This is a genomic window from Lactivibrio alcoholicus (genome assembly GCF_055390895.1).
In genome coordinates this window covers 2,791,596-2,811,679 of sequence record NZ_AP042471.1, presented here as the reverse complement: position 1 = coordinate 2,811,679, position 20,084 = coordinate 2,791,596, and the positions used below count along the sequence as shown (strand labels likewise).

The window sequence follows — 20,084 nt, the reverse complement described above, 5'->3', positions numbered from 1 at the left end:
TTCTGTTCCGAATTTCCCTGACGCTCTTCTCGACCGAGTGATCCGTTGATCCGACGGCGAAGCTGCGAAAGGACGTTGACGTAAGAAAACAGCCCCTCAAAACACGGGGGCTGTTTTCTTACAGAAGCGCGACGAGTCCCTTTGTTTCTAGGATATGGAGCAGCTTTCGAGCTGCCCCGACAGGCTTTTTCGCTCCTGTCTCCCATTTCTGCAAAGTGGAGACACTGACGTTCAGGAGGGATGCGAGATCCGTCTGCTTCAGCTTCGTTCGACACCTGAGCGCCTTGATGTTTTCCGCAGAATAGGTCGGGATCCTGGGGAGACACAAGGCATCGAATTCGTGCATGTCATCATCCGACAGGAGTCCGATGTCGTGCAAATCCCGAGCGGTTTCATGCACTTCCGAAAGAATCCGGCTCATGGTATCACCTCCCTGATTATATTTTTCTGAATCACTTTATTTAGTTCCTCATCTGAGTATCTCAAAAACTGCTCCGCCAATTTTGTCAGCGTCCTTTTTTCTTTGGCGGATATACTTGCTTTTTCGTTTTTGTTGAATCCGTAGAGAAAAAACCATTTCTCCTTAAAAAGAGTTGCTATAATGGTCCGTGCGCCTCCCCGTTTCCCCATTCCAGAAAGAGAGATTCGTTTCTTGTAGAGAGAGCCGCCAAGCTCAGCGTCAATCAGGCCGGCTTCCATTTCTCCAACCGCTTTGACCAACGAGGCATCCACAATGTCATTCTTGCGCATCCAATGCGAAAAGCTCTTCGTGCTGAAGATTCGGCTCATGGAATAATAATAGCACTGAGTGCTATTATTTCCTAGACCCAACACCCCAGTCGGTCTCACAATGCTCTTTCTCGAAGAAACGGAGAAAGCGATCCAGCGCCGCTTCATCACCGACTGCGAAAAGGAGGCCCCATGAACAACACCGTTCTCGATATCGGCGATGCGACGTATTTCGCCGCCGATCACCACTTCGGACACAGGAACATGCTCGCGTACGAGAATCGCCCGTTCGCAGACACTGCGGAGCTGCGGCGCGCCCTGATCGAACGGCACAACGAAACCGTTCCCGTGCGCGGCGCGACCGTCATCTTCCTGGGAGACTACCTCTGGGGGGAACGTGACGACGAGGACGAGCTCCGGAAGATCACGAGGCAACTTCACGGCGATACGAAGATTCTGCTGCTTGGAAACCACGACCGTCTTCCGACGGAGCGGTACGAACGCGTCTTCGACCGCGTCGTTCCGAAGGATGCGTCATTCTCCGTCCGCCGGGGCGGCCGCGAGATCGGGTGCGTCCACTCCCCCATGACGATCTACTCCGGCATCGTCCCGGACGCCGACGATCTGCCGAGCGGCTACGACATGATCCGCGTCGTTCTCGAGATCGACGCGCCACGTATCGGAGGCGAATGGCTCTGCGGACACGTTCACGGAGTCTTCCGAAAGCTCGGGCCCGTGGTCAACGCCGGAGTCGACGTGTGGGACTACCGCCCGGCGGCGATCGGCGACATCCTCGCCACGCTCGACGATCCGACCGTCGTCATCCCTGGGCCGAAGGGGTTCGGGGTATAGCCACGCTGACTTCGCAGACGCCAACTACGTGCACATGCTCCGAACCCGGCGGAACCCTGTCCGGCGCCGTCAACCATGTACGCCGGAATCACCGCGAACACTTCTACAAGGAAAAAACGTCCGCTTGTTCTACACTCCCCGCACTTGCCAGAATGAAGGAACAACGCTCTCCGGGAAGTCGAACCGGGTGAACTCTCTCCCCGCATCGTCGCTGTAGGAGCGCAGGGGGGCGGAGTGTTTGCGTCGCCACGGACAGAAGAAGCTGTACTCCCGCCCTCTCTGCTGCGAGCCGTCGGTCAGTATGAGAGCGCCGTCGACGAAGGTCCGGCAGATTTCGCCGAAGATTTTCGAGCCGAGCCACCAGATGCCGCTTCCGCCCTCTCCTTCGCTGTCGCCCCGGTAGAAGAAGACGCCGAGCGAGCGGTTCTCTCTGCCAAACTCTCTGCGGAAGACGACGAGGCCGTCTCCGCGGCAGCGGCGGACGCTGATTCTTCTGCGCGTCGGGATGTGCAGGTAGGTTTCCTTCAGGATGCAGATCGAGGACTCCGAGTGGCGGACGCTACTGTCTTCGACTGGAGGGCCGTCTATCTCGGTTTTCAGGAGTCTGTAGTCGATGTCGTCCGCGAGCAGATGAGGCAGGCTCCATGCGGGGCGGTCGAAGCCGTAAAATCTTGTGTCCTGGTCGCCCGGCCTGAAGTACCCCCGGTCGACGAAGAGGAAGTCCACGACCCACGGAGAGAAGATGCGAATCGGGTCGTACAGGTCGTTTCCGCAGCAGGGGTAGAAAAGAGTGGTGTCCAGAACTCCGGGGAGGAGGCCGTTCCAGATGAGCGAGTCCTCGTCCTGGGCGGGATTCGGTTCTTCCGGAAAATGGCGTTCGAAGAGAAAATGCGAGGGAGAGCGTTCGCCGCCGCAGAAGAAATTGTCCTCGATTATGCCGCGGATTCGCTCTCTTTTGACGGCTGTCGCCCCCTCTTCGCGTCGGAAGATCGAGCAAGGTTTAAGGGGGACGCTTTCTGGCGTTGCGGCGTGCTGCCCGCTGGCTGTCGCGGGAACCGGAGACGGCGCGACGTGCGCATCCTTTTCTTCCTTCATTCCTGAGCGGGATGTCATTCTCTTGGATCTTCGCGGCCGTCCGGAGGGGGAGGTTTCCGCGCCTCCCTCAAGGCAGCGGCGGAGGTATTCCGTCTTCGGGTGATCCGCTCCGAAGAGTCGCTCATTCATCGCAAGAGCGCAGGCAAGCAGTTCGTCTCCTCTTTCGCGGACGCCTGCGCTTCTGTGAAGCAGTCCGAGCGCGCCCATTGCGTTGACGGTCTTTGGGTGTTCCCGTCCGTGCGTTCGTTCGCGGAGCGAGAGGACGCGTTCCAGCAGAGGGAGTGCTTTGTCCATTTCGCGTCGCGCCTGGAGACGAGATAGGCCGCGTATCTGCCGAGAAAGCGCGTCAGCCTGCTCATCGCATCGATGATTTCGGAATGGCCGGGCGCGAATAGCGCCTCCGTGATAGCGCACACTCGTTCGTAGAAGGGGAGAACCTCGGCGAAGTCCTCTATCGGTCTGTGCAGGGAGCACTCTCTCTTTCGTTTGACGGCGACGTACTCTTCCTTGGTGGGAACACGATCGAAGATCTTTTCCTCGCAGTAGAAGTCGAGGAGCATTGCTTCGAGCTGCTCTCTCTTCTGCTGAAGCGTCTCCCCAATCATCGAAGAAAGACGGTGGTTCGCCGAAAGCATCTCTTCACGGAGGCTTACAGCGCGTTTATAGAAAGAAAGAGCTTCTGCGCGGAATTCCGGGTACCTATAGAAGCTGTCGGCGAACCTTTCGTACGTCAAAATGAGGCTGTCTTTCAGTATTCGGGGGGTCCGTTCGCGAAGGCTCATTGCCCGCCTGCGCAGCTCGAAGGCCTCGGCTCGGCGATTCTCGTCCGCCCAGTGATCTTTTGCGAACACGTCGAGGTAGTCGGCGAAGGGCCTTCCGTCGAAGATTCCGCTCTCTTCGCGAAGTTCCATCGCCCGTTCGAACATGGCGAACGCTCTCTCCCGGTCTTTCGCCTCCCTGTAGTGCTTCGCGGCGAAATTCTCCAGGAGCGAAGCAACGGCAGTCCTGTCTACGCCGAGTGCTTTCTCTCTCTGCGCACGAGCCTTTTCGAAAAGAATGTTGAGCGTGTCGCTCGACGCGAAGGGGGCGCAGCGTTCGGCGAAGCGCTCCATGCGTTTCGCGAATGCGACGCGCTCTTCGCTTTCAACGGGGGCGTTTGCGATTTCGTTTTCCCGGACGGCGACCCATCTGTTGAAAAGGAGAAGCGCCTCCTCGCGGATCTCTCTCGAACATTTGGAGGAACTGCCGGAAGCGTTCGCTCTCTTGTCGTGGAATTCGGCGAGTTCATAAAGGCTGAAGGCGGCGTCCGCAAGGGAGGCGAACGACTCCTTTCGTATTTCCACGCCCCGGCGATAGAGCGCGTCGGCCGCCGCCGCGTCGCCGCGCTCCTCGGAGAGCGAGAGCACCTCGCCGAAGGCGTCAAAGGTCGACGGATGATCAGGGCCGAGCGATTTCTCGAGCACCGTGAGAGCCCGCAGAGCGAGCTTCCGGGCTCCGGAGACGTCGCCGAGGGCGTAGCGGAAGAGTGCGAGTGACCTCTGGGCGGCCACTGTTTCGGGGTGAAATACGCCGAATACTCTCTCCCGGCGCTTCAGCGCTTCCTCCTGGAGCGCCGCCGCCGCTTCGCCCTCTCCGAGGAGCAGATGGAGGTGCGAGAGCGCGTCGAGCCTTTCCGGAGGGAGATCCGTCACGGACTCCGTGCGCACCCCGGAGAGCTTCAGAAGTCTTCGGGCGGCGTCGAGGACCGCTTCTCCTTCGTCGCATATTTCGCGTATCTTCGTCAGCGTCTTCCGTATGCCTTCGGTCTCCGGGCAGTCATTCCCGAGGTGTTTCTCGGAACTCCGCAAAGCCCGGCGAGCGTATTCCGCGGCCGTGTCGAGGCTTTCAAGAATTTCGTCCGTGACGGACAGATGCGACGACGTTTCGGTTCCGCCCGCTCGAAGATGCGGGGGCAGACTCTTGCGGATCGTCAGCACCCGCAGCATGTTCGGGTTCGCGAGTCGGGCGCGGATGTCGAGCCCCCTCTTCAGATGAAGCAGGGCGAGGCTCTCCTGGATGCCCGCCGCTTCGCCGGCGTCAATCCGCGGTTCTTTGCGCAACGAGGAGTTCGCGCGTTCCATCCAGCGCATGGCCAGAGCGTCCAGCTCCTTCGTGGCTGCCTCCGGTCGGACGTATCTTGCTTCGCCACTCCGTTTCATCTCCATGCGTTGTTCGGAGATGGCGAGAAGTCGGTTCACGCAGGCCGAAAAAAGCTGCTCGAAGGGGAGAGAGCAAACTTCCTCCTTCAGTCGCTCGCTGAGAGCCGGAGGATGGGAGGGGGAAAGCCCATCTCCTTCCAGTACGCCGCTTCTGTCCGGAAAAGCCGGGTAGTCCGTCACGTCGTTTTCCCCCTTCATCAGCAGAGCAGGCGTGCGAAAACATTTGCTGTACTGCGCTTGCGATCGCCATGCGAATTTTACCTTTTGCCCGTTTCACTCACAAGTTCGTTCAGGGATGCTGCGCGATATGGCGCTTTCTTTGTAAAACCGTTCAAAGAGCGCGGGGCGTCCGTCACGACGCCCCGCGTCGCAGTTTTTCGGCGCAGTTTCTGAGCGCGAAGACAATCCCCGAGGAGTTCGCCGTCTATCTCCACGGAGGCGCAATAGCCGATGAACATGCGGAGTCCGCGGCGCCGCACGCAAGCAGTTCGATCACTTCTTCCAGCGACTTCGTGTCGTCGACGGGGATGATTTCATTTTCCGGTTCCTCGACGGGGACGACGGCGCCGCTTTCGTACCGCTCACTGACCTTTTTCGACCAGGTGCTGAAGTCGGAGGGTACGGGAGGGTCTTTCACGATGATGGGTTTGCTGTGCTTTTTAATCAGATCCAACGCCCTGTGCGACTCGTTGCTGAATCCCCTGTCGTCATTTACCTCGTCTGATCTTCTGTAGATATTCTTGTTTATTCTGACGCCGCAGTCGAGGCAGAAGCCCCACCAGTAGTTCATGCCGCTCAGCGGACTACCGCACCAGTAGGTCACGCGGCAGGTTCCGCCGCATTCGGGGCAGGGCGCGGTCCAGTAGCCGGCGTCCCACAGTTCCAGCAGGATGCCGAGGGAGAGGGGGCCTCCGCCGAAATAGGCGCAGGAGAGCGCGGGGAAGGAGAGTTTGGCGTCGTACAGTTCGGGTGTGGCGAAGATGCGCTCCCTGTTCTCCCAAAAAAGTTGGTAGTTGGCTATGAACAGCTCTTTGTCACGCTCTTTTTTCTCCACCGTCTCCTGAGGCGTTGGAGAGCTTACGTGAATGCCGTTTCCCGTGAACACCAGTCCGCCCTTGGGGTGCGCGCCGAATGTGAGCATGGGCATTCATCTCCTCTCAGAGTTCGAATAGAAGTGTTTCCGTTCGACCGGAAAAACCGTTTCTCCGCCCGCTTCCGCTATCATGCGCACGATCGCCTCCGCGTCGTTGCGCCGCGCGAGCGCCGCGAGCGCCGCATGGAGCGCCGTCTCTCCGAAGGAGTCGACCTGGTTCACGAAGATCCCCGCCTCCAGCAGCAGCCGGATCACCTCGGGGGAGGAGGTATGGCGAACCGCATAGTGCAGCGCCGTCCTGTGGTAGGTTTCGGAGGCATTCGGGTCGGCGCCCGCTTCGAGCAGGATGCGGACGGCGGCGGGATCGGAGTTCCTTCGGCGGGCCGCCGCGTACATCAGCGCGGTCGCATCCGTTTCCGTCCCGGCGTCGATATCGGCTCCGGCGGCGAGAAGCGCGCGGAGCACTCCCGTGTTCCTGTTCAACTCGGCGGCATGGATCAACGCCGTTTTGCCGTTCTTGTCACGGGCGTGTACGTCGCTTCCGGCTTCCAGAAGACATTCGACAACGCAGAGCTGTTCGTTCATCGCGGCGGCGCGCATGAGCGCCGTCATGCCGTTCTCGTCGCGGGCGTCCACCCCCGCCCCCGCTTCGAGGAGGGCTTTCAACGAGTCGGCAGACCGCGCCCCGGTCGCGGCGTAGATCAACGGCGTGCAGCCTTGCACGTCCCGCGATCCGACATCCGCTCCGGCTTCGATCAACAGCCGGGCGGCCACGACGTTGGTTGCCGCATTCATCAGAGGCGTACGGCCGTATCTGTTTTCCACTCCCACTTCCGCTCCCGCATCCAGGAGCATCCGGAACGTCTCCGCAGTCAGGCGCGACGCTCCTTGCAGCAGCGCGGTGTTTCCCTTCTTGTCGCGTGCGGCGGCGTCCGCTCCTGCGGCAAGGAGGAGCTGCAGAACGTCCTCGTCCAGAACGCGGGTCGCGCACAGAAGGGGCGTTCGCCCGTCTTCGTCCCTCGCGTGGATGTCGGCGCCGGACTTCAGGAGCATTTCGACGACTCCGGCGTTCAGTCCGTCCTCCAGCGCCTCCATAAGAACGGTACGGCCCCGGTTGTTTCGCGCATCGACGTCGGCGCCCGCCGCGAGGAGCATTCCCACAAGTCCCGTATCGGAGCTGTTCACGGAGCAGGTCGAAACACAGCGCATCAGCGCCGTCCACCCGGTGTCGTCCCTGCCGTCGACATTCGCCCCGGCGTCCAGAAGCGCGCGCGTCGTCCCGGTGTTGTCGTTGGATTGCGCGGCCTTCATCAGGGCGGTCGAGCCCCGGAAATCTCGGGCTTCGATCTCCGCGCCCGCCGCAAGCAGCGTCCGAAGGACTTCGGGGTTCGTCGTGTGTTCCGCCGCGACGATCAGCGCCGTCTCCCCGGCGAGGTTCCGGGCGTCAATATCGGCTCCGGCGGCGAGCAGCGCGGAGACAACCTCGGGGCGCGCGTTGTTTCGGGCGGCCCACATCAGCGGCGTCAGCCCGCTTTCGTCGCGGGCCTCCAGTTCGGCTCCGGCGGCGAACAGCGTACGCACAGCCTCAGGATCCGGGTTCCTCCGCGCCGCCCACATGAGCGCGGTCATTCTGTCCTCGTCGCGGGCGTCCGGAGAGGCTCCGTTCCTTAGCGCCTCCGCGATCTCCTCGGGAGAGGCGGTTGTGCACAGCGTGTGAAAGGCCTTTATGCGCTCCAGCGTGTTTCGTTCGCTCATGACGCCGCCTCCCCTCCGGAGTTCATAAAAACGTTCCGGTTCCTCAGGCCGTTCGCCCGTACAACGCCCCGAGGTCAATCCACCGGATGCTCTTCATTGGATACCCCCGAGCCGTAGCTCTCCGCATCGTACTAGCGTGCGGAAATCATTCCGCCCTTTTCGTTGAAAGTGTAGACGGTATTCCCCTGCTTGACGCTGAACGTCGTCGAGGTATACCCCGTCAAGGTTCCCGATCTGGCGCAGATCTGAGCGTTTCTTTCGTCATACACGTACACTGTGCTCCCTTTTTGTACCGCCGTGCTTATCGCCATGCTCTCTCCTCCTGTCGATTCATCTGAATGTTCCATCCACCGTCGACTATACACAATGTGTGCGACCGCTTACGGGGGTTTGCAGCTACATTTTGAAGAAGAAAAAGAGAATCGCTATGACGATCGCTATCGCAAAGATGTGTTCCGCGACCCAGAGCAACGCTTCGCTGAGTACGGGTATCATCAGGACACGATCCGTGAGAAAGAATGCAACGAACAAGAGCAGCTTGTGTTCACTCGCGCCGAAGAGCGCTCTGCCAACTAACTTTTCAAAAAGACATGCCACGACGACGCCCAGCATGGCGACAACTGTTCTGTATCGAAAACTTGTGACGTCGCCTAAAAAAGAGTAGAAATTAAACGAGATGTTATAAAACAACAGATACGCGACTCCGAAGAGGAGAGCGCAGCCGGCAAAGAACACCCAATTTGCTTGTAGATATTGAGCTTTTTGCGCCAAACGCGGTTGATTCGATGAAAGCAGCGCGGCGATACTGTGGTTCAGCACCAAAGCCATGAGACCGTGCAAAGCGCCATAAAGCAAATTGAACCGATTCATCTCATCGCCAAGCCCATCGTCGTCGAGTTCGTATTCATCCATGAAGCATCATCCTCCTTCTTTCGTGTTCCCGCATGGTGCGCTTCCGCCGTTCGCGGGGGATGCGCATTGGGGCCGGAAGGCGATCTCCTCCAGGTCGGCGAGCTTTTGTTCCAATACCGCGCCGTCATCGTCCGCTCCCAGGTCTTTCTCTTCGATGCGGGCCCCGGCGTCGATCAGCAGCCGCATCGACTCCGCATTCGTGATGCGGTAGGCCGCAAGCATCAGCGGAGTCTGGCCCTGGAAACCCCGTGAATCTATTTCGGCGCCCGCGCCGATCAGGACGTTCAACACCTTCGGATTCGGGTTGCACCGGGCGGCCTGTCCGAGCGCCGTGACGCCGAATTTCGTTCTGAAGGCAACGTCCGCTCCCGCGTCGAGAAGAAGCCGCACTATCTCGTGGTTGGGATTCTGTTCCGCGGCTACAATCAGGAGCGTTCGCCCGTTGTGGTCGCGCGCTTCAATATCCACTCCCGACTCCAGCAGCTTTTTCAACGTCTCCGGATCTTCGCAGACCCCTACGGCTTGCCACACCGGCATGCTTTTGAGCTCGGAGAGCGGGATAATCACCTTGGCTTCCAAGGAAACGTGCGTCGTTTCCCGGCTCATGAATTCTTCATGCGTATTCCGGCCTTTTGAATTCGTCATGAGATCATCCCCCTTTCGTACTGCCTCGTACATCGACAACACAGCCATGATAGACGCTCATGGCGACCACTTACGTGTTATGGGGCCGGGATTCCGTTCCAACCGACCGGGCCTTCCCCGAAAACGGCTAAAAACTTTTTTCAGCGCTCGGGGCGACGACGTGAACGGTTGCCGGACGGCGCAATACTTTACGAAGGAAGACCAGGCGAAAGAGGTGGCGTCTCTTATCCAGTCGAACAACGATCTGTGTGCGGAGTACCTCAGGATCAAACGTTCGATCGGGTTCACGAATCTGAAGGTGACCGTTGAACTTCACAAGCGGGTGTACAGCATCTCCGACCTGCTTTTGATCAAGAGAAAACTTGCCGACAGGATGCTGGCCACCAACAGTGCTCTGAACGACACGTAGCCCAGAATCGTCTGCGGAATGCTCCAAATTTCAACGGCACGACTCCGAAGGTGGAGGTTCTTTACGACGAACGGACAAAACGGGGTAAATTCCGAAAGTGGCAGAATTTGGCTGATATGATCGATTCGAGACTTGAGGTCATCAATGCCACGACCGGTCTGATCGAAATGGAAGAGCAAAAAAGGGCGCGGAGGCCATTCCCTCCGCGCCGCATGAAACACCCGGCCGGCTGACGACAATTACACTTCCCCGTCGGGAGACCCCGGAAGAGAAGAAGGTGTGCGGACACGTTCACGGAGTCTTCCGCAAGCTCGGGCCCGTGGTCAACGCCGGCGTCGACGTGTGGGACTACCGCCCGGCGGCGATCGGCGATATCTTAGCGACGCTCGACGATCCGACCGTCGCCATCCCGGGGCCGAAGGAGTTCGGGGCGTAGCGACGCTGACTTCGCAGACGCGAACCAGGAATCCCCCTACGGTTCCCTGTCAGGGCACAAGAACCTGCCAATTTCCCTTTGTTCTCAGGTGGGGATTGAGCAGCAAGGTGGCTCCATCGTCGAAAAAAACCTTGATGTCGGTGACATTGGCGAGAAGCGAAAGCTCCCCGGCCATCCCAACACCCTTCACAACAGAGCATACCACGAAGAGAATTTTCTTCTTCCAGGTGGGATCAACCTTCAGACAAATTTTGGAATGCTTGTCCACGGCAACCGTGAACTTCTGGGCCAATGTTGGGAATGTACCCGCATTCGCATTCAAGAGAAGGTGGAACCATACTGCTTCGGGAGTTTCTTTCAGCAACTTCTGGATGTCTTTATCGATGTTATTATAACTAGGATTATTAGCCTTGAACTCTATATTTATTAGTTGATTTTTGCAATCTAAACTCCAAAGACTTAAGTCTGTTTGGGCTCTTCTACTGCCTTTACCCTTAAACCTATATTTATATCGAGTCGGCGTCTCTACCGCGTAACGATATACTTTCCCTCTCTCTACAGACGCGGCAAAACAAAAGCGCGCTTCTTGCTCACTGAGCCTACTGGAAGGGAAACAAAACTTCGTACGGGCGGGATGCCCGTGGTACAGGTTGATCAGATCTTCGCAGGTTTCCTTGATCAGATCTCGGATCGGCATTTTGTTACCCCCTTCATGGATTCATTCAGTCTCTTAAAAAAGTCGAAAAAATAGTCCGATAAGCTTATATTTTGAATCCATATAAAACGCCAACAGAAACACCAAATATGTTTTGAACAAAAGTACTCATAGGCATTTTTGCTATCATTCTTCCATGCCTGTAGCGCTCCAAGAACTCGGCAATAGATTTACTAATTATTTTACCTTGAAATTGTATTGTCTCGGCAACCGCCAAGAACATCTCGCCCGTAAACTGATATGAAAGCTCAGCAAACACCTGTATTGCTGTCGCATGCCCCCTCTTCCGGCCGTTTCTAATTTGCAAAAAATCACTCGGGTCTGTGATCAACGCCGGCGTCGACGTGTGGGACTACCACCCCGCGGCGATCGGCGACATCCTCGCCACGCTCGACGATCCGACCGTCGCCATCACGGGGCCGAAGAGGTTCGGGGCATAGCGGCGCTGACTTCGCAGACGCCAAACAGGAATCGCCTCTACAGTTCCCGGTCACGCACAAGAACCTGCCAATTCCCCTTTGTTCTCATGTCGGGATCAAGCAGAAAGGTGGCTCCATCGTCGAAAAAGTTCTTGATGTCGGCGACATTGGCGGCGGGAAGCGAAAGTTCTCCGGCCATCCCGACGCCGTTCTCAACAGAGCATACGGCGAAGAGAATGTTCTTTTTCCAGGTGGTATCATCTTTCAGACAAGTTTCGGAATGCTTGTCCAAAGCAACCGTGAACTTCTGGGCCAATGTTCGGAATGTTCCCGAATCCTCATTCAAGAGAAGGTGGAACCATACTGCTTCGGGGATCTTCTTTTTTTGAATCATTTCTCTCCTGGCGAGAAATATTATAAATGAAGGGCCATATTCGTATTTCAATTTCTGGCTCAGCAACTCATATATATCACTATCTATTTTTTCTTCGCCAGGATTATCGGTTCTAAATATGATTTTACTTAATTCATCTTCGCCATCTAAACTCCAAAGGCTCAAATTCGTTTGAGTATCTGTCATACCTGTGTCCGAAAAGTTGCACGGCTCTTTGTCCGGCGTCTCTGCCATGTAACGATATTCTGTCCCTCTCTCGACAGATGCGGCAAAACAACGGCGAGCTTCTTGCTCACTGAGCATACCGGAGGGGAATAAAAACTTCGCACGGGTGGGATCCTTCCGGTGCAAGTTGATCAGATCCTCGCAGGTTTCCTTGATCAGATCTATGATCGGCATCTTGTTATCCCCTTCATGGATTATTCGGTCTCTTAAAAAGCAGAAGAAGATAGTCCGAGAGGAGTATTTTTACTAAAATTATATATAACACCAACAAAAAATCACCAAATGCATTTGGACAAGAGTGCTCATAGGCATTATTTGCTATCATTCTCCCATGCCCGTAGCGCTCCAGGAACTCGGTAATAAATTTACTAATTATTTTACCTTTAAATTGTATGTTTCCGCAACAGCCAAGAACATCTCGTCCGTAAGCTGATATGAAAGCTCAGCAAACACCTATATTGCTGTCGCACGCACTCCTTCATCTCCGTGACAGAGGCAGCACATCACTTCTCTCAATATCGAAATCTTGACGCATCACGCAACGGCGATTATCGACTCGACGGCCGTTCGCCTTCCGTCTTCGACGGCATTTTCTATCATTTGCAAAGGAGAAGTGTCATTTTCGTTGACCACATCCTTCAGACCCGAAAGATCTCACCGTCGGCAACGGGCTTGACCTGGATGGGCTTGAAGTATTTCGCATAGGCATCTTTCTTTTCCGTATGTATCGGTACAAGGAGTTTCGGGTTCATGGCGTCGGCATAACGCTTCAGGTCCGGCCTGAAGGCGTGTCCGCCGGTGTGAATCTCATGGAACGCAACCCTCGGGTCGTCCCTGAGGTTCGTCAGTTTCCAGCTCTGAGGGTTGTATTTCTCTTCAAGGTATCCGCTCCATTGCGAATATATGAGGCTGCACTGTGGAGGATTAAGCGCTTTCAGCAGAAGATCGACGCGACTGTTTTTGACGAAATAGCGCCTTGGAGATTCCCCGATCCGAGCCTCCGTAATGACGTTGTCTCGCTTGTAGATCTCCCGTAAGAAGTCGTCGAAATCCGAGTCGCCCTTGATTGACAGATAGTGGCTCCTGGCGGTCGCTCCATGTGCCAAAACACGGATGTCCTCCATGCGGAAGTGAGGGGTCGTGTCAAAGTGTTCCGATAGAATTTGCAGTATCCAGGCCGTGTAGATATCGACCACAAAGATCCGCCCGGACCTTCGGCACGCTCTATAGGCGGCGCACAAACGATCCACATGCTGCCCGGAGCAGACCAGAAACGCAGGCCCGGTCTCATTGATCAAAACCTTCAGCATCTCTTCTTCTATGTTTTTTTCCCGCTTGTACGCCTCATTTTCACGCCCCATCATCGTGCCTTCCATCAGGAGCAAATCGACATTCCGAGGCGGCCTGGCGAGAAAGGCCTCGAATGCTTTTTCCTTGCTGCCATGCGCTCGGAAATCTCCGCTGTAGAAGACTTTTTTCCCATCGGCTTCGATCAGGAAACCGAAGGAATCGACGGATGAATGATCCATCAGATACGGAGTGATACGGAACGGGGAAATCTCGAAAGGCGTCCACGCCTTGAAATACGTAAAGGTGTTGTTGAGCGACTTTCGGCCCGTGAAGACTCTGGCTGCGGCAATCATCTTACCGGCGATTTCGCCTATGTAGACCGGCATGGCCGGATCAAGGTTCTCGATCAGGCCGTAATGGTCCTGATGCGGGTGACTAATCAAGACCGCGTCACAATTGATATCCGAAAGATTGACTTCGCTCCGGGTTTCTCCGAGGGGCGATCCGGCATCGATCAATATCGAACGTCCTTCCGAGAAAATCTGCACGCAACTGCCGCCGATCTCCTGTGTCCCACGATGGATTGTTATTTCCACACAGATTCCCCTTCCTTTACCGATGCAAGAATCCGTTGCGTTGTTTCCGGATTCCCAGGATAGAAATGTTCGAGAAGCTTCTCCCCCTGAGTCATTCCGTCAATGCGTTTGTGCGGCCCCGGATTTTCCTTCCCGGTCGAATATGCGACTACTTCGTTTATTGTCGCGTTTCCCTTCCGGATCATTCGTCCGGAAGCCCCGGACCGATCTCCTTCGGCGACGTCAGGGTTGAAAGGGGCCGCTTGAGAGCTTCCTCACTCTGACGCGTCTGGAACGCATCGTCTACGGTTCCGCAGGTCCGGTATCCGAAGTCGCTCCAGTACAGAAAATATGCGCCGCACGCGGGGCATTGCCGGAGTTGCAGCATGCGACTGCTCAGGGGCCCGAAATCCCGTACGATCCTGAGGGATTGTATGTCGGCCGGCAGCGTGGCGCTGCTCTCCGGCAGATCGTGTTTCCGAAAATCGAATCTCCCCTTCGGCTCCGAACACGCGCCGTATTTCGCGCGGGCGCCCCGTGCGATTCTCCTTTCTTCATCGTATCTCTCCGTTCATGAACTCTCGTCCCACAAAAGCTCTCTTCTCTCAACAGGAAATACGCCTTCCGGGGTCGTATCGCACCCGACGGGTTCCCGACTCTCGTCCAGTGAGACAAGATCCTTTTGAACCGTCCAAACCGTCACAACGGGTTCCCGGGCAAAATCTGAACTCCGGCAAAGTTTGCAGGGTTGATCGTTTTCTCGACGTGCATTTTTCTCACCACTTTTTTGACATTCCATTCATACAGGCGACAAAGGGATGTCGCGATTACAAACAGGAGAAAAGATTGAATTTCGCAAGTTTACGTTTTCTTTCTTCTCCAAAGAATACCATTCCCGAACGACATGATACGACGTTCCAGTGGAGCGACGCGAGAAAGAGCGGCGTCCTTTCCGGGGGATGCAAGGGGGCGAAGCCCCCTGCCGAAAGGGAGTGTTGCCGTCAGGCAACGCACCCTTGAGCCTTGCGGGACAAGGACGGAAAATCCCGTGGAGTTTCACTCGTTCGGAACGCGGGATCGAAGCTTTGGTATGGCGGAGGGGGCACGAAAGGATCGAACGGCCGGGCGGACGAAGGGAGCCGATGCGATCGATCCGCGAAATGAAGCGGGCTCTTCGAAAAGGGGAGCCGGACGCACGCTTCTCGTCCGGCTCGTATTCTTTTACCGCGGGATGTCTTCGAGTATTCGTCCGGAGCGTTGCGTGTCTCCGGTTTTTTCAATTTTGCCGAGCGCGGTCATCATTCGATCGACATCCGCCTCCTTCGCACCGAGGATCCGCCGGAGCGCATATTCCTTTCCCGCGTCGTCCTCGAGAACCCAGGTCGTTCGTTTCCCTCGCCGCTTTTTCGAGAGCTTCCAGCCTCTCGAGTCCAGGACTTCCTGAAGGGACGCACGCTTTTCTACGGTCGTCAGGGCTTCGAGGTGTTCTAGAACGATCCGCCTCGCCTCTTCGCGAAAGATCATCGATACGTCCCTCTTCGCCATCGTGAGATCGGCCTGAAGCTGTTCCTCCGCCGACGCGAGCGTTTCGCCCCGTTCCGCGATGGCGATCTTTCCTGCCGAGATGTGGCGTCTCGGCCCCGGATGGTCGAGCGCGTTCCGGTCAATCTCGCACCCGTGTCGCTCGAGCCAGAGGGCGAGTGTTTCGCGAAGACGCACGACGCTTCTCCTGATCGAAATCCTGTGTTTGAGTCCCTTTTCGCCTCTCGGGCGGTAGCAGATATGAAGATGGAGGTTCTTCTCGCGAGAGGAAGTCGCGCCTCCTGTGGTTTCCTTCGGGAGTCCCCGGTGAAGCGACCAGAGGACGTCCGTCGAGTCGAGCGAGAATCCCTCCACGAGGTTCCCGATGGAACGCCGCTTTTCGTCGTCCGTCATTCCGTCAAGGATGTCGTTCGGGAGCGGAAGAAAGAGCCGGACCTGGATGCACCCGTCGCTGCGGGAGCGCCCCGCCTTCGTGTCAAGCGGCGCTCCTCCCGTCTCCATTCGTCCCACGGCGACCCAGCGCTTCTTTGCGTCCTCTCTCCGGAAGACGTGTCTGCCGAAGGACGTCATGTCCCAGAGAAGGCATTCTTTTTCCCGCGTGAGATACCGGACGTGCGCGCCGGCCTTCGCGACCGCGTCGACGCCCGACGCGAAGGAGCTGAAGCGGATGTAGGGCTTCCACATCGGCTTCACGCCTGCCGCTCCGCGGCGTTTCCGGACGCGATCTTCGCGATGATTTCTCTCGACTGACGTTTCGCTTCGTCTCTCTCTTCCGGGGAGCTCTTCGGATTGCGGACGACGGCGTCGAGGTCGATCAGGCGTTCGTAAAGCGCCTCGCGTTTTTCTTCTTCGACGTGTTCGATCAGGACCGCGCCCATGAGGATGAGTCCCCGCGTCCGCACCCGTGCGTTTTCCTCCCGGGCCCGTTTCTCGAGTTCCGCGACGCGCTGTTTCGCCTCCGCCAGCGCCTCCCGAAGCGTTCCCTGAATGACGAACCTGACGTTTTCCCGTTTCATCACGAACGTCCTCCCTGCGATAACTCCGACATGACGTCGTTCATCCTCGAGACGAACCGGATGACCGTCGCGGGATCCGACCGGAACAGCTCGGCAAGCGTTTCCATCGTTTCGTCTCCGCCTTCGGCCGTGCGCGGCGCTCTAGTCTTTCTCCCGGGAAGGACGCTCTCGTTCCCCGGTTTTCTGATGTCGCGCCCGCGCGGTTTCGGGCTTCCGCCGAAAAGCTTTTGGACGGGGCTCGCCTTGACGTGGTCGGTCCGGAGATCCTCTCCGTTGAGCGAGATGTACCGCTGCGTCATCTGGAGCGTCTTGTGGCCGAGAATGTCCTTGAGGGCAAAGACGTCTCCTCCGTTCCTGAGATACGCCTGGCTGAAGTAGTGCCGCAGATCGTAGGGACGGATGGGGTTGTCGGACATCACGCGATATTCCGCGATTCGATCCGCCCATTCGCGCTCGGAAAGCGGTCTTCCGTCGAATGTCGGAAACAGGGGAACGTTCCTCCTCCACGACCGTTTCCTCTGTTGAATCAGCTCTTCGAGCGTGCGCGCAGCCTCCGGGCTGAGGAACAGAATCCGCTGTTCCCGCGTCTTCGAAACGTCGGCACGGATGGTGACGGTCCGTCCGTTCAGGTCGATATCGTCGCGCATCAGATGGAGCGCTTCGCTCGGTCGGATTCCCGTGTCGATCGAGAGCATCATTAGCGCGTAATCGCGTTTCCCGACGAATGTGCCTCTGTCGGGGCGGTCGAGAAGATCCAGAACGGCCTCGTCCGTAATCCTCGAGAATCGGCCGGCGTCCTTCTTCTTCGAGAAGAGGTCCATCGGGTTCGTTTCGAGAAGACCCCTTTCCCGGCAGTACTCGAAAAAGTTCTTCAGGTTCGAGAGGCGAAGGTTGTACGTCGCAGGGGCGATTCTCTCGGACATGTACTCGATCACCGCGTCACACAGTTTCTTCTCGTCCACGGCTTCCGGATGCTCCCGGAAAAACTGACGGACGTGCTTCGCGTAATCTTTCAGCGTCCGTTCGCCTCGCCCCTGCGCAAGCCGCAACCTGAGAAACTCCGTCAGGGCGTTTCCCGGTTCAAATGACGCCTTCTCCGGCGCTCCGACCGTCGCCATGCAATCGAGAGAACCGCGCACGGTGTTCTTCGCCCTTTTTCGCTGCAACTTCCCCGCTACTCCCGCCGGATACTCCATCGACATCATGGTCATGTGACCACGTCTCCTCGTGAATGGAGCGGATTTGCCCGAAGGCCCCCCATTCTTATAGAAACCTATGAGTCGGGCCTTCGGGAAACAAAACGTGGTCGTCTTTTTTTGAAATAGCTATTCGGGTTTTTTGATTTTCGCCACCTTCAGCACGGTGATCCGCTTCTTGAAGATCCCTTCGACAGGAGACGCCTTTCTGTGTTCTTCCCGCAGGTCGTCGTCGTTCAGGGCGATATACCGGCGCGTCATGGAGAGGTCCGTGTGCCCCATCGTCCGCTGGAGGGCGAAGGTGTTTCCGCCCCTCTTGAGGTACATCAACGCGAACGTGTGACGAAGGTCGTAGGGGCGGATCTTTGTTCCGAGTATTTTGGAGTACATACAAATTCGGTCTTCCCAGTCCCTCAACCCGAATGGATTCCCCGTAGCGGCGCAAAATACGGGAGTTCCGGAATTCCAGAGCGGATGACGAACCCGCATCAGATCTGCGATCGCAGCGGCGGTGGTATTGCTGAAGGGGAGGGTTCGGGACACGCGAGTCTTGGCGGATTCCGCACGGATATACACTTCATACGCCTTGAGATTCACGTCGTCGGTCGTGAGCGCGAGAGCTTCGCTGGGGCGAATTCCGGTGTCCAGGGAGAGTAATATCAGGGCATAATCCCGGGTCCCGCTGAAGTATTCCCTGTTCGGAAGTTTGAGAAGCGCGGTCAGAACGTCCGGCCCGATCCGCACAATGCGCCCCTCGGCTTTCTTCTTTTTCAAGCCGCGGAAAGGGTTCGGGTTTTCCGGCAGGTAGCCCTCGGCACGGCACCAGTCGAAGAAAACCTTGAGATTGGTGAACCGGATGTTGTATGTCGCGGGTTTGACGGGTTCGGAGAAATAGGCGAGGAGCGATTGGCGAAGGGCAGGGCCTTGCGCGAACGCGTCGGGGTATTTCTTGAAGAAAAACCTGATGTGTTTCCCGTAATCGGAAACCGTCCGCGGACTTCGCCCCTCGGCGGTCTTGAAAATGATGAAGTAGCGGAAAGCCTCTTCCCAGCCTGCTTGAGCGCCGTTTTTCGCTTCTTCGATACCTGACATTAAAAAACCTCCCCGATTTCCGCCGAAAACGGAATCCGGGAAGGTCGTTGAAAAATCCGTCGCGGTTCTCCTGTTTTTACCACGGTGGATTCACCGTTTTTTCGAGGAAAAACCGCTTTTGCTTTCGTGCTTTAAAGCGCATTGCCAATCCTGTCGCTATCAAGGTTTGGTGCCGAAGGGGAGACTCGAACTCCCACAGGGTCGCCCCCGGCGGATTTTGAGTCCGCTGCGTCTACCATTCCGCCACTCCGGCAGCGGACACTTTTTTATCATAAAACCGTTGTTCCGTCCAGTAGCGCAGCCGCGGCTGCCTCCGATACAAACGAACGGGCGAAAGCTGCCGACTTTTCTCCCTCATGCAGGGATACATTATTTGTCGACCAGCTCTTCGTATACCGGTATCGGCTTCGTTACGAGCGCGGTCGCACGCCGGACATACGCATCGGGAAACGCGCGCCGGGCAAGCTCCAGGTTTTCCTTCGACGGAGCGTTCCGGTACGCCTCCATGACGATCCACCAGTCCGGTTTCAGGCTCCGGAAACCGTCGCTTCGCTGAACGATGAAATACGACTGCATATCGCCGAAGAACGGGAGCGCCCCGCGGTCATAACTGTCCGTAGCGCTGGTGTCCGGGACGAATGGTCGAGCGATCCCACCGACCCGTGAAGAGATAGGAGATCAGGGAATCCGCTTCGTCGCCCGTGAATTGCGCGAGGCACGAGAGTCCGGCGACCCAGTTCGAGTTGACGCTGTACGCCGCGCCGATCGGTTTCACGACGGTCATCTCCGCCCAGGGGTCGTCAAGGGACGGCTCCATCGTGATGGATCTGATGGCCGCCGGTTCCCACGAGGAATAGTCGGTCACGCTGTCGTAGTTGAGAAGGGTCGCCTCCGGAAACGTCATGTGCCCGTCCGGCGCCGTATCCGTCCGGTAGCGGAACAGGAAGCACGCTCCCCGTTCCCTGCGGCCGGGGCCCGCGTCCGGGTGGAGTTCTCCCATGAGTGGTTCGTTGTAGCCGCCGAGTTCGATCTCCGCGTCGAATATCCGCCGTCCCTTGCTTTCGATGACCGCGTGCGCCAACGTGTCGTTCCGTTCGACGACGATCTTCTCGCAGATTTTCTTCGGCAGCCCCGAAAATTCCCGGCCGCTGTTCATTCCGGTGCAGGCCCCCGGGCCGCTGAGCTGAAGGTTCAGCATATAGGCTCCCGTCTTCTCGCGGTAGCGGGCGAGCATCATGATGCCGCCTTCCATGTACCACGAAGCGAAGGTGGGCTCGCGGATGTCGACGACGTACACCATCACAATCGGGTGTTCCGCGCTGAAGAGGTCGAGCTGCGGCGGCAGCACGCGGCGGGCGGTCGCCGGGTCGGTCTCCCACGCGAGATACAGCCCCTCTTCGTTGTTCATCGAACCGGGGTTGAAGAACGGACGGATCTGTTCGCGCGGAACGAAGAAACTGCCGTTTCTCATGATTCTCCCTCCTTGCCGGTCGTGA

The 20,084-nt window shown here is 57.3% G+C and carries 20 protein-coding genes, 1 tRNA gene and 2 pseudogenes; 3 read left to right on the top strand and 20 right to left on the bottom strand.

Annotation, left to right across the window (positions count from 1 at the left end):
- Positions 1–118: 118 nt before the first annotated feature.
- Both ACZ5IU_RS12860 and ACZ5IU_RS12855 read right to left on the bottom strand, forming a co-directional pair.
- Positions 119–421 (bottom strand): helix-turn-helix domain-containing protein, encoded by a 303-nt coding sequence (locus ACZ5IU_RS12860; protein ID WP_464417947.1) that lies wholly within the window; start codon positions 419–421, stop codon positions 119–121.
- Positions 418–750, bottom strand: a complete 333-nt coding sequence (locus tag ACZ5IU_RS12855; protein WP_464417945.1) for a type II toxin-antitoxin system RelE/ParE family toxin — start codon at positions 748–750, stop codon at positions 418–420. Before ACZ5IU_RS12855 ends, ACZ5IU_RS12860 begins: the two co-directional genes overlap by 4 nt.
- A gap of 171 nt (positions 751–921) precedes the next feature.
- Between ACZ5IU_RS12855 and ACZ5IU_RS12850 the strand changes: the two genes are divergently transcribed.
- Positions 922–1,581 carry a metallophosphoesterase gene (locus ACZ5IU_RS12850; RefSeq protein WP_464417943.1) on the top strand — a complete coding sequence of 220 codons (660 nt, stop codon included), beginning with the start codon at positions 922–924 and terminating at the stop codon, positions 1,579–1,581.
- Between the two features lie 129 nt (positions 1,582–1,710).
- Here ACZ5IU_RS12850 and ACZ5IU_RS12845 read toward each other — a convergent pair whose 3' ends face one another.
- From ACZ5IU_RS12845 to ACZ5IU_RS12810, 8 genes and pseudogenes are all read right to left on the bottom strand, one after another.
- A complete protein-coding gene (locus ACZ5IU_RS12845) occupies positions 1,711–2,694 on the bottom strand; it encodes a hypothetical protein (protein ID WP_464421987.1) in 984 nt (327 codons plus the stop codon).
- A 135-nt stretch (positions 2,695–2,829) separates the two neighbouring features.
- Positions 2,830–2,970 (bottom strand): annotated as a pseudogene (locus ACZ5IU_RS12840) (tetratricopeptide repeat protein); the annotation flags it as partial.
- 1,091 nt (positions 2,971–4,061) lie between these two features.
- Positions 4,062–4,661 (bottom strand): annotated as a pseudogene (locus ACZ5IU_RS12835) (tetratricopeptide repeat protein); the annotation flags it as partial.
- A 637-nt stretch (positions 4,662–5,298) separates the two neighbouring features.
- Positions 5,299–6,015, bottom strand: coding sequence for a hypothetical protein (locus ACZ5IU_RS12830; protein ID WP_464417941.1), 717 nt, complete (start codon positions 6,013–6,015; stop codon positions 5,299–5,301).
- A 6-nt stretch (positions 6,016–6,021) separates the two neighbouring features.
- Positions 6,022–7,722 (bottom strand): ankyrin repeat domain-containing protein, encoded by a 1,701-nt coding sequence (locus tag ACZ5IU_RS12825; protein ID WP_464417939.1) that lies wholly within the window; start codon positions 7,720–7,722, stop codon positions 6,022–6,024.
- Between the two features lie 131 nt (positions 7,723–7,853).
- A complete protein-coding gene (locus tag ACZ5IU_RS12820) occupies positions 7,854–8,033 on the bottom strand; it encodes a hypothetical protein (RefSeq protein ID WP_464417937.1) in 180 nt (59 codons plus the stop codon).
- Between the two features lie 85 nt (positions 8,034–8,118).
- A complete protein-coding gene (locus tag ACZ5IU_RS12815) occupies positions 8,119–8,634 on the bottom strand; it encodes a hypothetical protein (protein ID WP_464417935.1) in 516 nt (171 codons plus the stop codon).
- A 6-nt stretch (positions 8,635–8,640) separates the two neighbouring features.
- The gene (locus ACZ5IU_RS12810; RefSeq protein WP_464417933.1) at positions 8,641–9,279 is read right to left on the bottom strand and encodes an ankyrin repeat domain-containing protein; all 639 of its coding nucleotides are present in this window, start codon (positions 9,277–9,279) and stop codon (positions 8,641–8,643) included.
- Between the two features lie 160 nt (positions 9,280–9,439).
- On the opposite strand from ACZ5IU_RS12810, the gene ACZ5IU_RS12805 reads away from it, so the two are divergent.
- Together ACZ5IU_RS12805 and ACZ5IU_RS12800 are read left to right on the top strand one after the other, a co-directional pair.
- Positions 9,440–9,688, top strand: a complete 249-nt coding sequence (locus ACZ5IU_RS12805; RefSeq protein WP_464417931.1) for a hypothetical protein — start codon at positions 9,440–9,442, stop codon at positions 9,686–9,688.
- A gap of 277 nt (positions 9,689–9,965) precedes the next feature.
- Complete coding sequence (locus ACZ5IU_RS12800) at positions 9,966–10,124, top strand: hypothetical protein (protein ID WP_464417929.1); 159 nt, start codon at positions 9,966–9,968, stop codon at positions 10,122–10,124.
- Between the two features lie 49 nt (positions 10,125–10,173).
- Here the strand turns inward: ACZ5IU_RS12800 and ACZ5IU_RS12795 are convergent, their stop codons facing one another.
- The 10 genes from ACZ5IU_RS12795 to ACZ5IU_RS12750 all read right to left on the bottom strand — a co-directional run bounded on the left by ACZ5IU_RS12795 (position 10,174) and on the right by ACZ5IU_RS12750 (position 20,059).
- The gene (locus ACZ5IU_RS12795) at positions 10,174–10,821 is read right to left on the bottom strand and encodes a hypothetical protein (protein WP_464417927.1); all 648 of its coding nucleotides are present in this window, start codon (positions 10,819–10,821) and stop codon (positions 10,174–10,176) included.
- A 495-nt stretch (positions 10,822–11,316) separates the two neighbouring features.
- Positions 11,317–12,051: a hypothetical protein gene (locus ACZ5IU_RS12790; RefSeq protein ID WP_464417925.1), complete on the bottom strand. Its 735-nt coding sequence runs from the start codon at positions 12,049–12,051 to the stop codon at positions 11,317–11,319.
- A 464-nt stretch (positions 12,052–12,515) separates the two neighbouring features.
- Entirely contained in the window at positions 12,516–13,763 is a 1,248-nt protein-coding gene (locus ACZ5IU_RS12785) for an MBL fold metallo-hydrolase (RefSeq protein WP_464417923.1), read from the bottom strand.
- A gap of 1,200 nt (positions 13,764–14,963) precedes the next feature.
- Positions 14,964–15,977: a hypothetical protein gene (locus ACZ5IU_RS12780; RefSeq protein WP_464417921.1), complete on the bottom strand. Its 1,014-nt coding sequence runs from the start codon at positions 15,975–15,977 to the stop codon at positions 14,964–14,966.
- A complete protein-coding gene (locus tag ACZ5IU_RS12775; RefSeq protein WP_464417919.1) occupies positions 15,974–16,300 on the bottom strand; it encodes a hypothetical protein in 327 nt (108 codons plus the stop codon). Before ACZ5IU_RS12775 ends, ACZ5IU_RS12780 begins: the two co-directional genes overlap by 4 nt.
- Positions 16,300–17,511, bottom strand: a complete 1,212-nt coding sequence (locus tag ACZ5IU_RS12770; protein ID WP_464417917.1) for a tyrosine-type recombinase/integrase — start codon at positions 17,509–17,511, stop codon at positions 16,300–16,302. Before ACZ5IU_RS12770 ends, ACZ5IU_RS12775 begins: the two co-directional genes overlap by 1 nt.
- A gap of 114 nt (positions 17,512–17,625) precedes the next feature.
- Positions 17,626–18,588 carry a tyrosine-type recombinase/integrase gene (locus ACZ5IU_RS12765; RefSeq protein ID WP_464417915.1) on the bottom strand — a complete coding sequence of 321 codons (963 nt, stop codon included), beginning with the start codon at positions 18,586–18,588 and terminating at the stop codon, positions 17,626–17,628.
- 167 nt (positions 18,589–18,755) lie between these two features.
- Positions 18,756–18,841, bottom strand: a tRNA-Leu gene (locus ACZ5IU_RS12760).
- 116 nt (positions 18,842–18,957) lie between these two features.
- Complete coding sequence (locus ACZ5IU_RS12755; RefSeq protein WP_464417913.1) at positions 18,958–19,164, bottom strand: hypothetical protein; 207 nt, start codon at positions 19,162–19,164, stop codon at positions 18,958–18,960.
- A gap of 28 nt (positions 19,165–19,192) precedes the next feature.
- On the bottom strand, positions 19,193–20,059 hold the full coding sequence (locus ACZ5IU_RS12750; protein WP_464417911.1) for an acetoacetate decarboxylase family protein: 867 nt from the start codon (positions 20,057–20,059) through the stop codon (positions 19,193–19,195).
- Between the last annotated feature and the right edge of the window lie 25 nt (positions 20,060–20,084).